Annotated in this window: 21 protein-coding genes and 1 pseudogene; 10 read left to right on the forward strand and 12 right to left on the reverse strand. The window is 72.2% G+C overall.

All coding sequences use genetic code 11. The features are described from left to right. Positions 1–45: 45 nt before the first annotated feature. The 3 genes from ADK66_RS29695 to ADK66_RS29705 all read right to left on the reverse strand — a co-directional run bounded on the left by ADK66_RS29695 (position 46) and on the right by ADK66_RS29705 (position 2222). The gene (locus tag ADK66_RS29695) at positions 46–402 is read right to left on the reverse strand and encodes a YciI family protein (protein ID WP_053661190.1); all 357 of its coding nucleotides are present in this window, start codon (positions 400–402) and stop codon (positions 46–48) included. A 444-nt stretch (positions 403–846) separates the two neighbouring features. After that, on the reverse strand, positions 847–1869 hold the full coding sequence (locus tag ADK66_RS29700) for a hypothetical protein (protein WP_053661192.1): 1023 nt from the start codon (positions 1867–1869) through the stop codon (positions 847–849). Continuing rightward, positions 1866–2222: a PadR family transcriptional regulator gene (locus ADK66_RS29705; RefSeq protein WP_053661199.1), complete on the reverse strand. Its 357-nt coding sequence runs from the start codon at positions 2220–2222 to the stop codon at positions 1866–1868. Before ADK66_RS29705 ends, ADK66_RS29700 begins: the two co-directional genes overlap by 4 nt. 145 nt (positions 2223–2367) lie before the next feature. On the opposite strand from ADK66_RS29705, the gene ADK66_RS29710 reads away from it, so the two are divergent. After that, a complete protein-coding gene (locus ADK66_RS29710) occupies positions 2368–3090 on the forward strand; it encodes a hypothetical protein (protein WP_053661201.1) in 723 nt (240 codons plus the stop codon). Positions 3091–3231: 141 nt separating this feature from the next. Here ADK66_RS29710 and ADK66_RS29715 read toward each other — a convergent pair whose 3' ends face one another. Continuing rightward, a complete protein-coding gene (locus ADK66_RS29715) occupies positions 3232–3897 on the reverse strand; it encodes an amphi-Trp domain-containing protein (RefSeq protein ID WP_053661203.1) in 666 nt (221 codons plus the stop codon). A gap of 131 nt (positions 3898–4028) precedes the next feature. Between ADK66_RS29715 and ADK66_RS32605 the strand changes: the two genes are divergently transcribed. Together ADK66_RS32605 and ADK66_RS32530 are read left to right on the forward strand one after the other, a co-directional pair. Further along, entirely contained in the window at positions 4029–4157 is a 129-nt protein-coding gene (locus ADK66_RS32605; RefSeq protein WP_255353067.1) for a hypothetical protein, read from the forward strand. Further along, positions 4139–4306, forward strand: a complete 168-nt coding sequence (locus ADK66_RS32530; protein WP_231640251.1) for a LysR family transcriptional regulator — start codon at positions 4139–4141, stop codon at positions 4304–4306. The genes ADK66_RS32605 and ADK66_RS32530 overlap by 19 nt, the downstream gene beginning before the upstream one ends. A gap of 432 nt (positions 4307–4738) precedes the next feature. On the opposite strand, the gene ADK66_RS29720 is transcribed toward ADK66_RS32530, so the two are convergent. Beyond that, on the reverse strand, positions 4739–5299 hold the full coding sequence (locus ADK66_RS29720) for a DUF1062 domain-containing protein (protein ID WP_053661204.1): 561 nt from the start codon (positions 5297–5299) through the stop codon (positions 4739–4741). Positions 5300–5601: 302 nt separating this feature from the next. Here ADK66_RS29720 and ADK66_RS29725 point away from each other — a divergent pair, with 302 nt between their 5' ends. Then, a complete protein-coding gene (locus tag ADK66_RS29725; RefSeq protein ID WP_053661206.1) occupies positions 5602–6111 on the forward strand; it encodes a hypothetical protein in 510 nt (169 codons plus the stop codon). Between the two features lie 44 nt (positions 6112–6155). Further along, positions 6156–6731, forward strand: a complete 576-nt coding sequence (locus ADK66_RS29730; RefSeq protein ID WP_197281685.1) for a maleylpyruvate isomerase N-terminal domain-containing protein — start codon at positions 6156–6158, stop codon at positions 6729–6731. Between the two features lie 41 nt (positions 6732–6772). Here the strand turns inward: ADK66_RS29730 and ADK66_RS29735 are convergent, their stop codons facing one another. Next, positions 6773–7420, reverse strand: coding sequence for a TetR/AcrR family transcriptional regulator (locus tag ADK66_RS29735; protein WP_053661208.1), 648 nt, complete (start codon positions 7418–7420; stop codon positions 6773–6775). A 50-nt stretch (positions 7421–7470) separates the two neighbouring features. Here ADK66_RS29735 and ADK66_RS29740 point away from each other — a divergent pair, with 50 nt between their 5' ends. Then, a complete protein-coding gene (locus ADK66_RS29740) occupies positions 7471–8346 on the forward strand; it encodes an SDR family NAD(P)-dependent oxidoreductase (RefSeq protein ID WP_053661210.1) in 876 nt (291 codons plus the stop codon). 73 nt (positions 8347–8419) lie between these two features. On the opposite strand, the gene ADK66_RS29745 is transcribed toward ADK66_RS29740, so the two are convergent. Both ADK66_RS29745 and ADK66_RS29750 read right to left on the reverse strand, forming a co-directional pair. After that, complete coding sequence (locus ADK66_RS29745; protein ID WP_053661427.1) at positions 8420–8962, reverse strand: GNAT family N-acetyltransferase; 543 nt, start codon at positions 8960–8962, stop codon at positions 8420–8422. Positions 8963–9015: 53 nt separating this feature from the next. Continuing rightward, complete coding sequence (locus ADK66_RS29750) at positions 9016–9492, reverse strand: DUF1992 domain-containing protein (RefSeq protein WP_053661212.1); 477 nt, start codon at positions 9490–9492, stop codon at positions 9016–9018. A 235-nt stretch (positions 9493–9727) separates the two neighbouring features. On the opposite strand from ADK66_RS29750, the gene ADK66_RS29755 reads away from it, so the two are divergent. Then, a complete protein-coding gene (locus ADK66_RS29755) occupies positions 9728–10378 on the forward strand; it encodes a LysE family translocator (RefSeq protein ID WP_053661214.1) in 651 nt (216 codons plus the stop codon). A 90-nt stretch (positions 10379–10468) separates the two neighbouring features. Here ADK66_RS29755 and ADK66_RS29760 read toward each other — a convergent pair. After that, a pseudogene (locus ADK66_RS29760) lies at positions 10469–11341 on the reverse strand (DMT family transporter); the annotation flags it as partial. Between the two features lie 73 nt (positions 11342–11414). Here ADK66_RS29760 and ADK66_RS29765 point away from each other — a divergent pair. Continuing rightward, positions 11415–12368, forward strand: coding sequence for a LysR family transcriptional regulator (locus ADK66_RS29765; RefSeq protein WP_053661215.1), 954 nt, complete (start codon positions 11415–11417; stop codon positions 12366–12368). Positions 12369–12373: 5 nt separating this feature from the next. On the opposite strand, the gene ADK66_RS29770 is transcribed toward ADK66_RS29765, so the two are convergent. From ADK66_RS29770 to ADK66_RS29780, 3 genes are read right to left on the reverse strand one after another with little or no spacing between them, the layout of a single operon-like run. After that, the gene (locus ADK66_RS29770; RefSeq protein WP_053661216.1) at positions 12374–13198 is read right to left on the reverse strand and encodes an SDR family oxidoreductase; all 825 of its coding nucleotides are present in this window, start codon (positions 13196–13198) and stop codon (positions 12374–12376) included. Next, entirely contained in the window at positions 13195–14523 is a 1329-nt protein-coding gene (locus ADK66_RS29775; protein WP_197281686.1) for an NAD(P)/FAD-dependent oxidoreductase, read from the reverse strand. The genes ADK66_RS29770 and ADK66_RS29775 overlap by 4 nt, the downstream gene beginning before the upstream one ends. Positions 14524–14567: 44 nt before the next feature. Then, a complete protein-coding gene (locus ADK66_RS29780; RefSeq protein ID WP_245241299.1) occupies positions 14568–15215 on the reverse strand; it encodes a TetR/AcrR family transcriptional regulator in 648 nt (215 codons plus the stop codon). 57 nt (positions 15216–15272) lie between these two features. Between ADK66_RS29780 and ADK66_RS29785 the strand changes: the two genes are divergently transcribed. Both ADK66_RS29785 and ADK66_RS29790 read left to right on the forward strand, forming a co-directional pair. After that, complete coding sequence (locus tag ADK66_RS29785) at positions 15273–16628, forward strand: MFS transporter (RefSeq protein ID WP_053661220.1); 1356 nt, start codon at positions 15273–15275, stop codon at positions 16626–16628. Between the two features lie 34 nt (positions 16629–16662). After that, entirely contained in the window at positions 16663–17820 is a 1158-nt protein-coding gene (locus ADK66_RS29790; RefSeq protein WP_053661222.1) for a hypothetical protein, read from the forward strand. The last annotated feature ends 169 nt before the right edge of the window (positions 17821–17989 follow it).

The raw sequence follows: 17989 nt of genomic DNA on the forward strand, positions 1-17989 counted from the left end.
TCACCTCGGCGACGCCCCGTGACGCCGCCGAGGTGTCCCCAGCGCTCAGCCCACGTCCACGAGGGGCCGGACCTCGACCGCGCAGTGCGCCATCTTCAGCTCGGGAAGCAGCTGCGCGAGCGCGAGCGCGCGGTCCAGGTCGGAGGCCTCCACCACGTAGTAACCGCCGAGCCCCTCCTTGGTCTCCAGGAACGGTCCGTCGGTCGGGGTGGCCCGGCCGGCCAGATCGCCGTGCAGGGTCGTCGCCGTCGCGCCCGGCTCCAGCTGGTGACTGCTCAGCACCGCTGAGCCGGCTGCCGCGACAAAAGCGGCGTGGCCGTCATCCAGACGCTGGGTCTCCTCGGCAGTCATGGCGGCCCACTCCTGCTCATTGCCGTAGATGAGAAGCATGTACTTGGCCATGTGTCAGGTCCGTTGGTCTCGGGGCCCGGTCGGCCCGTCCACTGATACGACGAACGAGCTCCCCGCTCATCGACACCGTGAATCACGGTAATGGCGAGCACACGGTCAGTGGCAGGCACGCCAGGCGACGGTGCAGGACGCATCGGAGCGTTGGAGTCGCGCAACTCGCCGATCGGGAAAGCCGGCGGGGTCCGCGCCGCCGTACAGCCACTGCCGTCGGCGCCCCAGCGCCGGTGCGCACATAACTGTCATTATGATGCTTCGACGTTTTGCCCGGTTATGCCGGAGTTAATTAATGGATTACTGTTAATGACAATCTAGTAATGAGCCGATGACTGTTCCAGAGCGGCCGCGCAAGGCTGGCAGGTGATGGCCGGGGCAAGCCTCAGCGAGATGGCCGTTGGCTGACTGGCGGCAGTGTCCAGGCCCGGTGCCGGCAGACTGCTACCGCTTCGCGCTGTCGCTGGGGAGGGAGTCCGCCGACGTACGCCCTTCGGCGGCGGCCTGCGTGAAGGTGACCCGTCGGTGGACAAGCACCGCAACCGCCATGACGATCGCCGCCGAAACCGCCACGATGATCGCGGCTGTGGCCAGGGTCGTCCCGTCAGCGTTCGGCCCGCCGCCGTAGAAGCTGACGGCGAATTCCTCGGCAAGCGGATGCAGCCACAGCATGCCGATCGGACAGAGCAGCACCAGCAGCGCCCAGGCACCACGAAGGTCGTTGCGCGCCGCAAGCCGTACACCCACGAGCAACGTCACAAACAGAAGTGCCATCCCGGCGCCGGGCAGAACCTGCCCGGCGGGCCAGCCGTAGTACACGGGAAGCACGTCGCCACCGTTGCGGGCAACGGTCGCCGCTACGGGCAGAGCCGCGGCGGCGCCGGTGACGGGCAGCAGCCGTATCCACGAGGGCGGCCGGCCGGGAACGCCGAGCGCCACGAATCCGAGGCAGACCTGGGCGAGGAGCACGAACAGCGGAGGCCGGGGCCGGTCGACGACGGCGGCAAGCGGTACGACGGCGACGGTGAGAACAAGGGCGAGAACGATCGCCAGGCGGGTCCACCGGCCGGGTGCCACCACGTACACCACCGCGGCGAGCAGCCAGGCCGCCCACGCGCCGAGACCGAGCGAGACGGACATGCCGTGCTGCTCGAAGCCGAACCACGCCGTCGTCCACGGATTGACCTCCAGCATGGCCCAACCACCGGCGAGAGCCGTGGCGGTCACCAACGCCAGCGTCGCGGCCAGCCGCACGCCGGGGCCGATTCCGGTGGCGCCGACCGCACGTAGGCGCTGCTGTAGTCCGCCACCGGCCACGTCGGCGACGTCGGCTACCGAAGGCCACCGCCGGTCCGGTGGGCACAGTGCGAGGTACGTGTCCGCGATCTCGGTGCCGCGCGTATCGCGGTAGCCGGCCGGATAGAAGATCCGGATCAGTCGCAGATAGCGGCGTTCCAGGTCGCTCATGCGATCCCTCCGCTGAGTCGGGGCGTACCTCGACGGGTACGTGCGTTCAACCGCGCGGTTGCCGCCTCGACGTTGCGGCGCATCCGCTCGGTCTCGCTGGCGAGCAGGTCACCGCCCTGCTCAGTGAGCCGGTAGTAGCGCCGCAGCCGGCTGTCCACCACTTCCTCCCGCTCCACGGTGACCAGCCCCGCGTCGAGCAGTCGGTCGAGGGCGCCGTAGAGCGTGCCGGGGCGCAGCGACACGCGGCCGTCGGAAAGCTGGGCCACCTCGGTGATCAGCGCGTAGCCGTGCAGCGGCTGCGCGGCCAACGCCGTGAGGATCAGGAACGTGGGTTCGCGTACCGGTGTCTCCACGCCCTCAATGTATCGGCTGCGAAGGTATAACAGCAGACCTCCCAACGCTCGCCTGGGATTCCGGGGCCCTGGGGTCGGCGACGTGCCGAGGTCACCTCGGCGCGCCGGACGGCAGCAGCACGCCACCCTGCTCGAAGATCGACGTGTGACGACGACTTCGGTTACGCGCCAGACGGCCGACTCGCCCACACTGCACTACTACGTGGTGCACGACGGTGCTGGCGTGCCGGAAGGGCTGTTGGTGGAGGAGTTCCTGCTCGCGGCGGACTACTCCACCGTCGGCTTGGTGAGCGGTGGCTGGAGCCGACCGGAGGGCCGCTGGTACGAAGCATCGGCCACCAGCTGGCGCATACGCGTTGACGCCGTGCTGCGCAAGCGGGTGACGCCGGTCGGCCGCCCTGCGGCGGCTGCCCTCTATCAGAACCTGTGTGGCGCGGACCTGCCGGACGAGGACGCTGTGCGGGCATTCTTCGGTGCTTCTCCCGCTCAGCCGCCGCCATCTTCCTTGCGGCTGAGCGATTCCGGGCCCCGGCCAGGGTTCCGCGAGACGCGCGTCTACCGAATCCTGTTCACCGACGAGCTGAGCGCGGACGGCCTCGCGGCACTCAGCGAAGCGTGGCAGATGCCGATCACCGGAGACCCGGCGGATCCCGAGGTGCGCGTCTTGGGCGAGGTGCGCCGTCAGGTCTCCGGCGACGCCTTTCGGTGGGAGCTACGCCGGGTCGCTGCGGGTGCCGCCTACGGACTGGACGTGGCCTGCGATCTTCTCGGGGAGCGCGATGAAGCGGTCGGTGTACTGCTGCGCGGCCTGACAACGCAGATGCGCCAGCAGGGGATGATCCCTGTCACCGTCGACCGGTTCCGTTAAGGCCGGCGTCGGTGGCCGTACGCAGCAGCGACCGCTCGGATTCCAGAAAGACGGCGCAACTGCGGCCTGCTTGACGGGCCGGTGTTGGTTCTCCGGAGGCCACGCGGTGTGGCTCTCCGGAGAACCTCTCGGGACCTGGGGTCAGGCCGTCCGCTCGGCGGGGCCGCCGTCGACTGCCTCGGTGGCGGTCTCCTCGCCCGCAGGCTTCTCGGCGGGAGTCTCCTCGCCCGTGGGCTTCTCAGCGTCGCCGGCGGGAGATGCCTCGTCCTCCCCGGCGGTGTCGCCAGGCTCTTCCGCGCTGGCGGTGTCGGTCGTTTCTTCCCCGCCTGCGGTGTCGGCAGGCTCGGCGGCGGCCGGCGTGGCATCCTCAGCCGGGGTGGCGGGCTGCTCGGCGGCAGCGGTCCCGGCCTCCGCCGGCGCGGCACCGAGGGATTCCGCGCTGACCGGGGCGGTGACCTCCACAGCGGACGCGGCCGGCTCGTCCTCCTCGCCGTCTTCGTCCGCCGACTCCTCCGCGCCTTCGTCCTCCCCGCCTTCGTCCTCCGACTCTTCCGCGTCCTCGTCTTCGTCCTCTGAGGCGTTGGCGGAAGCCGGCCGCGGGCTGGGCCAGGTGAACTCGATTTCGACGGAGAGCTCGCCGTCCTCGTCCTCGATCTCGAACTCACACTCGACCTCGTCGGGGACCCGCACGGTGCCTGCGGCGCCGAAGAAGATCCGCCCATCGGATTCCAGTTGACTGGCGAGTTGGCGAAGCCAGGCGGCCAGATCGTCGCGCGACACGTTGCGGGAGTCCTCGAAAATCTCCATGCGATCATGCTCCCACCCGCCATCAACCCCGCTGCGGGCCGCCTGCCGCCCATCCCGCCAGCACCCGCTGACAGCAACGGCCGGGGGCGCCCGTCCAGCACCCGCTCCGCACGTCGTTATGCCGCAGGTGCATGACGCGTAGGCTTCGAAAACTGCTTCCCGATCTCGACCTGCGGCTGGTCCGGTACTTCACTCTCGTCGCCGAGCACCTGAACTTCGCCCGCGCGCCGAAGAACTCCGGGTGGCCCAACCCTCGTTGAGTCGCCAGATCCAACGGCTGGAGAACACCTTCGGCGTACGCCTGCTGGAGCGCACCAGCCAGGGCAGCCGGCTCACCGCCGCCGGCGCCGCGTTCCTCCCTCAGGCGCCTGGTTGCGCTCGGCGGCGGGGAGCGCGCGGAAGTCGGTGATCAGGCGACCGGCGAGTGGGTTGTTGACCGTGGAGCCTGGTGTCTTCCGCACCGACTTCCTCGACGCCAGCTCGCTGTCGACAGCCGCACAGCGCATCGGTGCCTACGACGGCACCTCCGCCCACGCGACCCTGGAGTGGAGCGACACCGCCAACCACACCCAGCTCGGGGACCCCGTTGAGGGGCGCGGCCCTGATCTACGAGGTCACCGGTGGGGACAAGCTTCCCGGCCATCTGGCCCTGGGCCGTGACGCGATCGAACGCCAACTGGTCAAGATCGGCAGCATTCAGGACGACCTGGCGGCCTGGCGGGACAGGTCCGCAGCCACGCCTGCGACGACGCCGCCTGACCCCCAGACCTGGGAAGACGGGCAGGTGACGCGCGGAGCCCGTAGCCGGGCGGGCCAAACGGCCCGCCCGGCTGGGTTCTCGCTAGTCCCCCGCCAGCACGGTGAAGGTGAACCCGGCGCTGGTGGACCGGTGCAGCGCAACGTCGCACTTGACCCTGCGCCGTACGTCGTTCCTGCTGAGGCCGAGCCCCTGGGCGATGAGCCGTTCCGGGCGTACCGGCACGGGATCTTCGAAGGCGACCGCTACCCGGATCGGCCACGCTTCGTCGGACACTGCGGTCGGGACGTCCAGACGCCAGGCGCCCGTCCAGTCCAGGGTGAAGTGGCAGCGCCGGGCGAGCAGCGGATCCAGCAACCGGGACGCAACAAGGTCTGCGTCATTGACGCGGTATCCCTCGAGTTCGTCCGGATCGAAGGAGCTGACCGGCGTTCGCTCGTGCACTGTGAGTTTGCTGGTGCGATCGCAGGTCACGCAGCGGACCAGCAGCCACACGTCCAGCAGTTTGCCGTTGGCGTTGACGCGGAATCTGCCCTGGCCGGTGGTGGCCGACTCTGATCGGCAGTCCACGCAGCGCAACGACAGCAGGGGCAACCTGGTCCGACGAACGACCCAGGGCAGCACGATATGCGGTGGTGAAGACATGACTCTCCAGACCTGACAAAGAGGCCGGTCACAGGCGGCCTCGAACGCTGGATGGCCGGGCGCACAGGGGCAGCCCGGAAGAGCCGACGGCACGGTCGGCTACCGGTGAGCGTGAAAGTGTCAGGTCTACAGAGCGGGCGGGGTCACGCGATATGTCCTCACTGGTGGGTTGGCGGCAACCTATGCGAGGGCGAGGGGCAAGCTCAAACGGTTTTCGGATTCCCCGACCGACTCCGGAGCGCGCGCCGATCCTCTGAGCGCGCGTTGACCCTCGACCCGGTCGAGGGCTCAGCATCGGCGGTATGGACGACAACGACCAGCCGACGCCCGATCCCGTCATGGCGCGCATCATCGAAGCGGTGCAGCTCGGCCAATCCGGTACGCCGACGCAGGCCCGCCACCTGCTCACCGAGCTGTGGGACGAGATCGGCCCGACCGGCGACGCCCTGCACCGCTGCACCCTCGCCCACTACCTCGCCGACCTTCAGGACACTGCCGAGGCCGAGCTGGTGTGGGACGAACGCGCGCTGGCCGCAGCCGCCGACCTCACCGACGAACGTGCCCGGCGACACGACGACGACCTGCGGGTACGGGGGTTCCTGCCCTCGCTGCACCTGAACCTCGCCGACGTACACCGGCGGCTGGGTCACGGCGGTCCGGCCGGCGAGCATCTGGTCACTGCCCGTCAGCTCGCCGACGCTCTGCCCGACGACGCCTACGGCGACATGATCCGGGCCGGGATCCGCGGTGTCGCCGAAGCGCTGGAGGCGGGTTCGACGCGACGCCTCGGCAGCGTGCCGTCGGCCGGCTGACGATTCCGGTTGCGCCATGGTGGTGCCGCTGCGAGGGTCGACGCATGCCAGCGGTGACCGGCGCCGACCTGCTCCAGGCGGCCGACGAGATGACAGCGGTGCTGCACCCGCAGCGCGAGGGCGACTGGTCGGTGCCGGCCGGCACGCTGACGTGGAGCTGCTGGAACACCGCCGCGCACGTCGCGCACGACCTGCTCGCGTACGCCGGGCAGGTCACCGGTCGCCCGCAGGACGGCTACCTTCCGTACGACCTGTGGGTCTCCCCCACCGCGAGCCCGGCGGAGTTGCTCGTCGTGGTGCGGGCCTGCGCCGGGCTGCTCGCCGCCGCGGTCGACGCCGCCGGGCCGGACGTGCGGGCCTGGCATTTCGGGCCATGCGACCCGGCCGGCTTCGCCGCGATGGGCGTGGCGGAAACCCTGCTGCACACGTACGACATCACCGCTGGGCTGGGCGTGCCATGGCTGCCCCCGCACGGGCTGAGCGCGTTGGTGCTGCGGCGGCTCTTCCCGGACGCGCCGGACGGCGACGCACCGGACGTGCTGCTGTGGATGACCGGACGCGGCGAGCTGCCGGGACGGCAACGGCGCACCTCCTGGATTTGGCGGGCAGCCGTCGACTGACTCAGGGAGCGGTCAGCGTGTGCCGGTGACCGTGGGTGTTGCTATGTCATTTCGCCGGCGTCCGTGACCATGCGGACGAGGGTGTCGACGAGTTCGTCGGCGGTGGTGTGCCACGTGCCTGTGTCGAGGTGGCCGCTGATCTCCATTCCCGCGATGCCGTGGGCGCTGGTCAGCAGCAGGGCACCGTAGCGCCGCGCGTTCCGCTTTCCCACGAGGTCGGTGACGATGTCCAGGAACTCGCCCTGAAAGCGTTCGGCCGCGCGTTCGGCCACGGCCGGGTCGCCTTCCGGCCCGCATAGCTGACGCCGGAGGCGATCCATCCCGTCACCGAGTTGCCCAGGAAGGTTTGCGCGCCGCCTGAACAACACCTGGTACAGGTGCGGCTGCTCCCGGCCGACGTCGATGAGGGTGCGGAGAGCGCCGCTCAGCTTCTCGGAGGCTGACAAGGCCGGGTCGGTCCGCAGGGCGTGCACCTGGTCGCCCATCCGTTCCCAGCTTTCGGCCGCGACGGAGGTCAGCAGGCTGTCCTTGCCCGTGAAATGCCGGTACGGCGCTCCCCGGGTCACGCCTGCCCGGGCGCCCACCTCGCGCAAGGTGACCGCTTCGGGGCCGCCGAGGTCGAGGAGTTCGGCGGCTGCGTCGAGCAGAGCGCGACGGGTGGCGGCGGCGGACTCCGCACGGGTGGTCATGACGCCATCATAATGTTGACAACGTCATCTGAAACGGTACGGTAGCTTAGATGACAACGTCATCTGAGAGTCGCAAGTTGATCGTCGTAACCGGAGCCTCCACGGGCGTGGGCGCGTCAGCCGCCCGCGAACTGGCTCGCCTGGGATTTCACGTCCTGGCCGGCGTACGACGCGACCGTGACGCTGACGCCATCCAATCGACAGGCATCGAGCCGATCATCCTCGACATCACCAAGTCCGAGCACGTGGAGGCACTCGCCGCGCGGGTGGTCGATGACCCCCGCGCACTGCACGCGCTCGTCAACAACGCCGGCGTCCAGGTGAACGCCCCAGTCGAAGTCCTGCCGATGGCGGAGTGGCGGCGGGCGTTCGACGTCAACCTGTTCGGCCACATCGCTGTCACTCAAGCGCTCCTACCCGCGCTGCTACGCAGCAAGGGCCGCGTCATCAACATCAGCTCGGTGGGCGGCAAGTTCGCCATGGCCACATACGGCGCGTACGCCGGCGCCAAGTTCGCCCTGGAGGCGGTCAGCGACTCGCTCCGCCGGGAGGTCGCTTCTCTTGGCGTACAGGTGGTGGTGGTCGAGCCCGGCGGCGTCCGCACGGAGATGGCTGCCCGCGGGGTCGAGACGGCGAACCACCTGGCTGCCCAAATGACGCCGGAGCAGGACGAGCGCTACGGCAGCCTCGTCCAGGCGAACAACAAGTTGATGACCTCGGGCACTGCTTCAGGGCTGACCGCCGACGCCGCCGCCCGGGTCATCGCGAGGGCTGTGACGGCGCGTAGACCGCGCACCCGCTACACCGCCGGCCGGGACGCCGCGCTGATCATGCGCCTGGGCCCGATGCTCTCCGACCGCATGCTCGACCGCGTCCTCGCCGCCAACCTGCGCCGCCACTACCCGAAGGAGGCCGTGGGCCGATGAGGACTCCGTGAGCCGCTCCGTCGCCTGCGGTGCGGCCTCCGGTGAGGCGATGGCGGGCGGCGGTGGTTGACCGCTAGCCGGCGGTCAGCGAGTGCCGGTGACCGTCGAGTGGAAACGGTGGCCGGGCCGGCAGCACCTCCTGGAAGATGTAACCGCTCTTCTGCGCCACGCGGCAGGACGCCACGTTGTCCACCTGGTGCATGAGGTCGAGGCGGGTCAGGCCGGGAGACCGGTCGAACGCCCACCCGCTCAGCGCGACGACCGCCCGCGGGGCTATTCCGCGACCGCGGGCCCAGACCGCTGTCCAGTACCCCACCTCGGCCGTCGGGCCGTCGGGCGTGGCGTTCTTGAGCACCACGTTCGCCACCAGCCGTGGGCCGTCCGGGTCGTCCTGGAGGACGGCGAAGCTGTACCGGCTGCCGTCGTCCCAGTCCCGCCGCACCCGGTCCAGCCACTGCCGCGCCTCGGCGGCGTTGGTCACGGGCAGGCGGGTCCACCGCCGCAACACCGGATCCCGGTACGCGTCAACGAGGGCGTCCAGGTCGTCGGCGCACCAGGGTCGCAGAGCGAGGTCTCGCGCCGGGGAGACGGCTGGCGCCCGCAGCTCGATCAGCATCCGCACAGTCTGCCGCCGCGAGTCCTGATCGGGATGCCCCCACCCGTCGCGGGTCAGCCCCGGCGGCGCCAGCGCAGCCACCAGCTGCGGCGCGGCGACGCGACGGCGGTCACCGGCTCGACGGCGGGCGTGGTGATCTCGGGCCGGGTGCGCTCGGCGCGCCAGCGGTGCACCACCGCCTCGGCGTTTACCGGCCGCACCACCACCCGGGGGCCTTCGGGGTTGCGCAGCCAGGCCACGATCTGCGCGTTGAGCTGCCCCACGAAATCCCGCACGGACTGCTCGGTGGGCAGGTCGCGGACCTCGTCGGGGACCTGGTCGATGCGGCGGCGCAGTTGCAGCGGGGTGGGCAGGAGCAGGTCGCTCGGCAGCGCCTCACGCTCCAGGAAACTCTTGATCCACCACGACTCGTCGTACGGCGCGCCTTTGCCGGGGATCGGCTTGCCCATGCCGGGCAGGTCGTCGAACTCGCCGCGTTGCACGGCTCCCCGGATCTGCGCCTCCACGGCCGCGTCCCACGCCTCGGTCACCTTGCGGCACCTCCCCCGGTCACCGTAACGCGCCGCGTCCGCCCGCCGACACGCCTCGCAACAGGTCAGCGCGGCCGGGCCGTCGACCATTCCCGCCGTACGCCCACCAGGTGGTTTCTGCCCCCGTGGCCGGTTCAACACGGCAGGCCACCACCGGTCAGGTGGCTCTGGGCCACCGACGCCGGCCGCGTCTACGGTCGGTGCGGAGTGGATCAGCGAACGGGGGGGGACGGTCATGGTGAGCTCGGGTGCGGTGCTGGGCATCGCGTTGGTGGGGTTGGGGTTGGTGCTCACGCCCGGCCCGAACATGGTCTACCTGATCTCCCGGTCGGTGGCGCAGGGCCGCCGGGCCGGGCTGGTCTCGCTGCTCGGAGTGGCTGCCGGCTTCGGCGTCTACCTTGCTGCGGCGGTCGCCGGGCTGGCCACCGTCTTCGTCCTGGTGCCGACGCTGTACGCGGTGGTGAAGCTCGCCGGGGCCGGCTACCTGCTCTGGCTGGCCTGGCGGACCATCCGCCCTGGCGGGCGGTCGCCGTTCACGCCCGCGCCACTGCCGCCGGACCGGCCGCGCCGGCTGTTCACCATGGGCCTGGTCACCAACCTGCTCAACCCGAAGATCGCCATCCTGTACGTGTCGCTGCTGCCGCAGTTCGTCGACCCGGCGCGCGGGCATGTGGCGGCGCAGAGCCTGCTGCTCGGGCTCACCCAGATCGTGGTGGCGCTAAGCGTCAACGCGCTGATCGTGCTCACTGCCGGTTCGCTCGCCGGGTTCTTCGCCCGCCGTCCGGTGTGGCTGCGGGTGCAGCGCTGGGTGACCGGGACGGCGCTGGCGGCGCTCGCTGTGCGGATCGCCACCGACCGCTCCCGCGCGGCCGTCGCCGCCGGCTGACGCCTGGCGGGCTGCCCCGAGGTCGGGCTGGTCAGCGGCGGACGGCTCCTGGCGGCGGTTGCCGGTGCGTCGGAGTTGGAGGACCACCACGGAGGACAGCACCACCGCGCCGCCGACGAGCTGCATCGGAGTCAGGGACTCGCCGAGGACGAGCGCTGCCAGGGCGGCGGTGACGACGGGCTCGAAGGTGGACAGGATGGCGGCGGTCGACGGGCCGGTGCGCTTGAGCCCGGCGAAGAAGCTCAGCATCGCCGCAACTGTGGAGACCACGGCGATGCAGGCCAGCCAGAACCATCCCGCCACCTCGAAGCCGAGGTCGACGCCACCGGTGACCAGGGCGCGGACGCCGAGAGTGCCTGCCGCGCCGGTCATCACCAGGGCAGACAGCACCACGGGCGCCAGCCGTCGTACGACGGTGTCGGCGACGAGGATGTAGACGGTGTAGGTGATCGCGGAGGCGAAGGCCAGCAGCGCCCCGAGCAGGTGGAAGCTCACGGCGCCGGCCCCGAGCAGGACCAGCAGTGTTCCACCGGAGGCAGCCGCCAGCGCGGCGCCACGCGCTGGTGTGAGCCGGTCCCGGCCGAGCGCCACCGCCACCACGGTGACCATGACCGGGTAGGTGTAGAGGATCAGTGCCAGCAGCGAGGCGTCCATCAGTTGCAACGCGGAGAAGAACAGGCTCGCCTGCGTGGCGTACCCGATGGCGCCCAGACCGACGGCGATGGCCAGCATGCGGGAGCGCGTCATCGTCGGCTGACCGGCCGCCGCGCCGCCGGGAGGGCCGGACGTGGCGCGGCGCAGTTCCGGTCGTGCCAGCAGGGCGATTCCGAGCAGGACGGCGGCCAGGGTGAAGCGGACCAGCAGCAGCGACCCGGGTGGCACGCCCGCGTCGTAGGCGAGCTTGCCGAAGATCGCCATCGCGCCGAAACAGGCTGCGGACACAAGACACATCGCGGCACCCATGCGGCCAAGGATCTCGGACGTGACCGATCAGGTCTAGCGATGATTTCCGGAGGTGAATCGTTAGGATTACCGCATGATCGAGTTGGGTCTCCGGCGGTTGCGCTTCCTGCGGGAGTTCGAGGAGCGAGGCACCCTGGCGGCGGTCGCCGCGGCCCTGGGCTACAGCCCGTCCACCGTCTCGCAGCAACTGGCCCTGCTGGAGAAGGAGGTCGGCGCCCGCCTGTTCGACAAGGCCGGACGGGGCGTACGGCTCACCGACGCCGGGCACCTTCTCGCCCAGCACGCGCGGGTGCTGCTGTCGGCGGCCGAGGCGGCAGAAGCCGACCTTGCCGCCCTCAGCGGGGAGATCCGGGGCACCGTGCGGGCCGGCGGCCTCCAGTCGGCGGCACGCCGTCTCCTCGTCCCGGCGGTGGCCCGCATCAGGGCCGAGCACCCGCAGGTCCGCGTGGAGGTCTTCGAGCTGGAGTTGGAACAGTCCCTGCCAGGGCTACGCCTGGGCGCTGTCGATCTCGTCGTCGGCGACGAGTACGACAGTCATCCCCGCCCCCGCCCGGCCGGACTCCGCTTCACCCTCCTGCTCGAAGAGCGCCTGAAACTCGTGCTGCCCGCGACGCATCCCCTCGCCCAGTCCGGCGGACCCGTCGCGGTGGCCGACCTGCGATCGGACATCTGGGCCGCCTCCGCCGAGGGCACCGGTCACCATGCCATGGTCGTGGGCACCTGCCGCGGGCTCGGCGGTTACGAGCCCGACCTGCGGCACCGTTGCAGCGACGCGGACGTTCAACTCGAACTCGTCCGTGTGGCTGCCGCCGTTGCCCTGATGCCTGCCTTGACAGTGCCCGACAACGACCCCGCGCTCGCGGTCCGGGACGTCGCCGAGGCCACCCTCAAACGACGGCTGTTCGCCGCCACCCGGGACACCCCGCCGGCTCCCGCACTCACTGCCCTCCTGGCAGCCGTGACGGACCAGGCACACAGGATCGGGGCTCAGCCCGCGCAGACCGCTGCGGGAAGCGCCGCGCGCTGAGCGCGTCAGCTGTCGGGCTCGCGGTGGCGACGGAGCATCCCGGCGGCCAGCGGCGCGGCGTCCAGGTCACCGGCGGCGAGCCGGGCGGCGAGGGTACGCCGTACCAGCCGGTCGGCCAGCGCGGGCGCGTGCCTGCCGACTGCCATCTCCAGCCGGCCGCGTCTCGTGGTCGCCACGTCCCGGGGTGCCCGTCGGGCGGCGGCGGTACGCAGGATCGCCGCGACGACGCCCTCGACGGGCTCCGGTCGGGACACCCCTTGCAGGGACAGGCCGGCCTTGGCGGTGCTGTCGTGGATCGGTGAGGCCACCATGCTCGGGTAGACCACGCTCACGCCGACGTGGCTGCCGACCTCGTGGCGCAGCGCGTCGGCGTACGCGACGAGGGCCCGTTTGCTGACCCCGTACGCGGCGGCCAGTGGCAACGGCAGCACCGCCATCCGGCTGGCCACGAAGATCACCCGTCCGCGGGCGGCGATCAGCGCTGGCAGCGCCGCGGCGGTGGTCCGCCAGGCGGCGAGCAGGTTGACCTCCAGTTGCTGGCGGACCACCTCGTCGGGCGGCAGTTCGGCCGGGGCGGGGCCACCCACCCCGGCGTTGTTGATCAGCAGGTCGAGGCCGCCGAGCCGGTCCACGGCGGATGCCACCGCGGCGGGCACAGCGTCCGGGTCGGTCAGGTCGCAGCCGAGCACCGGCACGTCGTCGTCGGGGCGCGCGTGCAGGTCGAGCCCGACGACCCGTGCGCCGGCGGAGGTGAGCGCGGTGCCGAGGTGCCGGCCGAAGGTCCCGTTCGCCCCGGTGACGAGCACCCGCCGGCCGGCCAGCCCGGTCACCCTCCGGCTCCCGCCCGGCGGGCCCCGGAGGTCAGCTCACGGGTCAGCTCGGCCAGGTACGCGTCGAAGTCGACACGCATTGCCGGGCGACGCTGACCCCAGCGGGCGGTTGCCGCGCGTAGTTCGGCCCGGCAGGCGGCGCGTTGCCGCTGCGGGTCGGGCAGCGCGTACCGGCCGGCCAGGTGCGCGGCGATCAGCTTGGCCTGTGCCTCGACGAGCGGGAACGCGGAGCCGGTGGACTGCATGAGCCCGACGAACGTCAGGCCGGGAGCCTCGGGGTGGAACACGTGCCGGTACAGCGCCAAGGTGTCGGCGCCGCCGCCGAGCAGCGCTGGGTCGAGGAACGGGATCTGCACCCGGTAGCCGGTGCACCAGATGACCAGGTCGACGTGGTCGCTGCGGCCGTCGGTGAACTCGACCCGGTCGCCGTGCAGGGCGGCGACGCCGGGGCGGGCCTCGACGTCGCCGTGGGTCAGCCGGGACAGCAGCCCGTCGGAGAGCGTCGGATGGTCCTGGAGGAAGCCGTGGGTGGGTGCGGGCAGCCCGTAGCGGGAGGGGCTGCCGACGGTGGCGGTGAGCAGGGTCTGACTGATGCGTTGACGCAGTCGCCACGGCAGCCGGCGGGCCAGCGCTCCGTTGAGGGTGTCCGAGGGGCGGCCCAGCAGGTATTTGGGCACCACCCAGACTCCCCGGCGCAGCGACAGCAGAGTGCGCTGCGCGGCGTACGAGGCGTCGACGGCGATGTCCATGGCCGAGTTGCCGCCGCCGACGACGAGGACCCGCTTTCCCGCCAGCTGCTCCGGACCCCGGTAGTCGTGGCTGTGCATCTGCTCGGCGGTGCACTCGCCGGGGTACGGCGGGTCGGGCAGTCGCGGCACCCGGTTGTGGCCGTTGGCGACGACCACCGCCTCGACGGTGATCTCGACCGGCCCGTCCGGCCCGCTCGCGGTCACCGTCCACGTGCCGGCGGGGTCGCGGGTGACCTGCTCGACGGTGTGCCGCAGGCGGATGCTGTCACGCAACCCGAAACGGTCGGCGTACTCGGCCAGGTAGGCGGCGATCCGGCGGTGGTCGGGGTAGTCGGGCCAGTCGGCGGGCATCGGGTGGTCGGCGAACTCGGTGCGGCCACGGCTGGTGTTCAGGTGCAGCGTCCGGTACGCGGGTGAGTCGGGCGCCCCGTACACCCAGAGGCCGCCAACCTGGTCGGTGGCCTCGAAACACACGGTGGGCACGGCCGCGTCGCGCAGTGCCTTGACGGCGGCGAGGCCGGCCGCGCCGGCGCCGATCACCGCGACAGTGGGTGGTGCCTGCATCGCTGCCCCCATGTAATCCAACGTCCGATGGATAATCGTCGGGTGGGGGCGGCCCGTCAAGAGGGCGGTGGCCCGTACAGGCCGTCCAGGAGACGGTGCACGAACGTCCGGAACTCGCGCCGCTCCCGGGCACCGGGGGCACCTGCGGCCAGCGCCACGACGTGCCCGTGGGTGGCCCACACCAGGCTGCGTACTGTGACGTGCGGGGTCGGTTCGGTCAGCGCGCCGGCCTCCGCCGCGGCGGTCAGCAGCTCCGCCACCAGCCGGTACAGCGGCTCGGCGTAGCGCTGGTCCAGTTCGGCGTGCCGCTGCGGTTCCAGCCAGCGGCGCAGCCACAGCGCTGTGGTCTCCGGGTGGTCCTCCAGGAAGTCGACGAACACGTCGACCAGATCGTGCAGCGCCCGCCGTGCCGCGTCGGGCCCCGCGTCGAGCGCCGCGCGCGCCCGCTGCGCGGCCCCGGTGAGCACGTCCCGCTCGGCGCTGAACACCCGGGCGAAGCAGGCGTCGTACAGCGCGGCCTTCGTACCCGTGTGGTGCGCGACAGTGGCGACGTCCACGCCGGCGGCCGCGGCGACGTCCCGCAGCCCGACGGCGTCGAAGCCGCGCTCGGCGAACAGCGCGGTGGCGGCGGTGAGCACCACCTCGCGGGTCGGTCGGGTCTCCTCGCGTCGGGGCCGACCCGGACGGCGTCGGGGCATGGTCATGGCCGCCATTCTGCCCCTAGAATCCAGCAACCGTTGGATTGCGGAGAGGAAACGGCCATGACCGGGCTCGACCGGCGGCCCGCGGCCGCCACCGACGCGACGCTGCCCCGCGGCCCCCTGACGGGCTTCGCGGTCGGGTCGCTCGGCATGGGTGTCTGGGTGACAGTGCCCGGCCTGCTGCTGCTCTACTTCCTCACCGACGTGCTGGCCGTCGCACCCTGGCTCGCCGGCCTGGCGCTGCTGCTGCCGAAGATCGCCGACGTGCTGCTGCACCCGTGGATCGGTCACCGCGCCGACGTCGAGCAGACCCGCCGGGGCGACCGGCGTCGACTCCTGCTGGTCGGCTGCGCCCTGCCTGTGGCGTTCGCCGCGCTCTTCGCGGTGCCCGGAGGCCTGACCGGCGTGTCGGCCGCCGCCTGGGTGGCGGTGCTCTTCGTCGCCGGCAACCTGCTGTTCGCCGCCTACCAGGTCCCCTACCTGGCCACACCGGCCGACCTGCGGATCGGCTACCACGAACGCACCCGGCTGATGGCGTTCCGGATGGTCGTGCTGACCCTGGGCATCCTGGTCTCCGGCCTGCTGGCCCCGCTGCTCACCGGCGGCGACGCCGCGACCCGCGCCGGCTACCAGCGGATGGGTGTGATCCTCGCGGTCGGGATGCTGATCGCCATGCTTGTCGGCGTCGCCGGCATCGCCCGCCTGCGCGGCTCCGCGGCGACCCCCACCCCGGCGGGGCACGGCGGCTGGCGGGCGTTGCGCACGGCGTTGCGCGACAGGCAGTTCCGCTGGCTGGTCGCCGCCTACCTGGCCATGTCCACCACCACCCACCTGGTGCTGGCCGGGGTGCCCTACTACGCCGAGTACGAGCTGCGCGCCCCCGGCCTGACCACGGTGCTGGTGGCCGCGTTCGTCGCGCCGGCGCTACTGGTCACGCCGGCCTGGCTGGTCCTGGCCCGCCGGGTCGGCAAGCAGCGGGCTCTGCTGGGCGCGCAGGGCGCGTTCGCGGTCGGCTCGCTGGTGCTGGCGGTGGGCCGCCCGGCCGGCCTGCCACTGCTCATCGGTGCCGTGGCGGTGCTCGGCGTGGCGTTCGCCGGCATGCAGTTGCTGCCGTTCTCGATGCTGCCCGACGTGATCCGCGCCGCCACCACCAACACCACCGGCGCCGGCACCTACACGGGGGTGTGGACGGCCACCGAGGCCACCGGCGCGGCACTGGGCCCGTACGCGTACGCGCTGTGCCTGGCCGTTGGCGGTTTCGTGGCCTCCACGGCCGGCGAGTCGCCGGTGCAGCCGGACACGGCGCTCGCGGCGGTCCGCTACGGCTTCGGCCTGCTGCCGGCGGTGGCGATGCTCGCCGCGTTGCTGCTGCAACGCCGCTACACCCTGGACTCGGCGGCCCGGGCCGCGACCTGACCCCGTCGGCGGCCGGCACTAGACTGCCACCTCGATGGACGCCGAGCCCACCCCCACCGACACCCGCCCGTGCGCCCACTGTGGACAGCCGGTGCCGCAGCGCGTCGGCGCGGGTCGCCCCTTCCGCTACTGCCGGGACAACGACGGGGCGTGCCAGCGCGCCTCCCGCAACAGCCGGATGCGGCACCGCAACGCCCCCGGCCTGCCCGGGCAGGTGGCCCGCACGTGGGAGGCGGTGGACCGGCTCGACCAGATCGTCGAGACGCTGACCGAGGCCCTGCACGCCGAGCTGTCCCCGCTGGGTGTGCAACGGCAACTCGCCCAGGCGCACGCCGAGGCCGCCACCGAGATCGCCGCCGCCCAGACCGAACGCGACGAGGCCCGCGACGACGCCGAGAACGCTGCGGCCGACGCCGCACGCGCCCGGGAGCAGGCCCGCGTCGCCATCGCCGAGGCCGACGACGCCCGGCAGCGCGCCGAGCAGGCAACGCGGCAGGCCACCGCGGCCGACGAGCGCGCGCAGCACGCCGAGGCAGCCCGCGACGCGGCACGACACGACGCCAGCGCCGCCGAGGCGCTGCGTGTCCAGGCCGAACACGACAGGGACCAGGCCCGCGCCGAGGTGCGGGACCTGCGGGCGCACCGCGACGCCGAGCGGCAACGCGTAGCGGACCTGACCGTCGAGCGCGACGGGTTGCGCGCCGATATCGAGCGGGCCACCCGGGCCGCCGCCGACGCGACCGAGCGGGCCGGCCGGTGGCAGAGCGAGGTGCAGGACGTCCGCCGCCAGATCGACCAGGCCCGCGCCGACGCCGCCCGGACCCGCACCGAGGCCGCCGACGCGGCCCGCGCCCGCGAGCAGGCCGACCGGGCCCGCGACCGCGCCCAGGTCGCCGCCCGCGCGGCCGACGGCGCCCGGCAGGAGGCCGCCGAGCTCGCCGCCCAGCTCCGCGCGGAGCTTGCCGCCACGGTCGCGCACCGCGACTCCCTCGCCGTCGAGCTGACCGCCGCCCGGCAGGCCGCCGCCACCGCCGAGGGCCGGCTCACCGCCCTGTCGGTACGCCTCGACGCCGCCGAGTCCGACCGTGACCTGGCCCAGCGGCGGGTGGCGCAGCTCGGTGACCAGGTCAGCGACCTGGCCGTGGCGCTGGCCCGCCTCGGCGCCGCCGCCCCCGGCGAGGCCGCCCGCTGACCGCTGGGGATGCCCGGCGCAACCTTCGCCGTGCCTGGGCGGTTAACATCCCCGGTGGCAGCCATCACCGCCGCCGCCGGAACACGGCCGGGCAGGTGTCCGGCCAGGCCGGCTACCCTTGGTTCCGGCCCACCTGTGGACGCATGGTGTCCTCGGGCGGGAATGGGGC

Source organism: Micromonospora sp. NRRL B-16802 (assembly GCF_001279555.1).
Lineage (GTDB): Bacteria > Actinomycetota > Actinomycetes > Mycobacteriales > Micromonosporaceae > Micromonospora > Micromonospora profundi.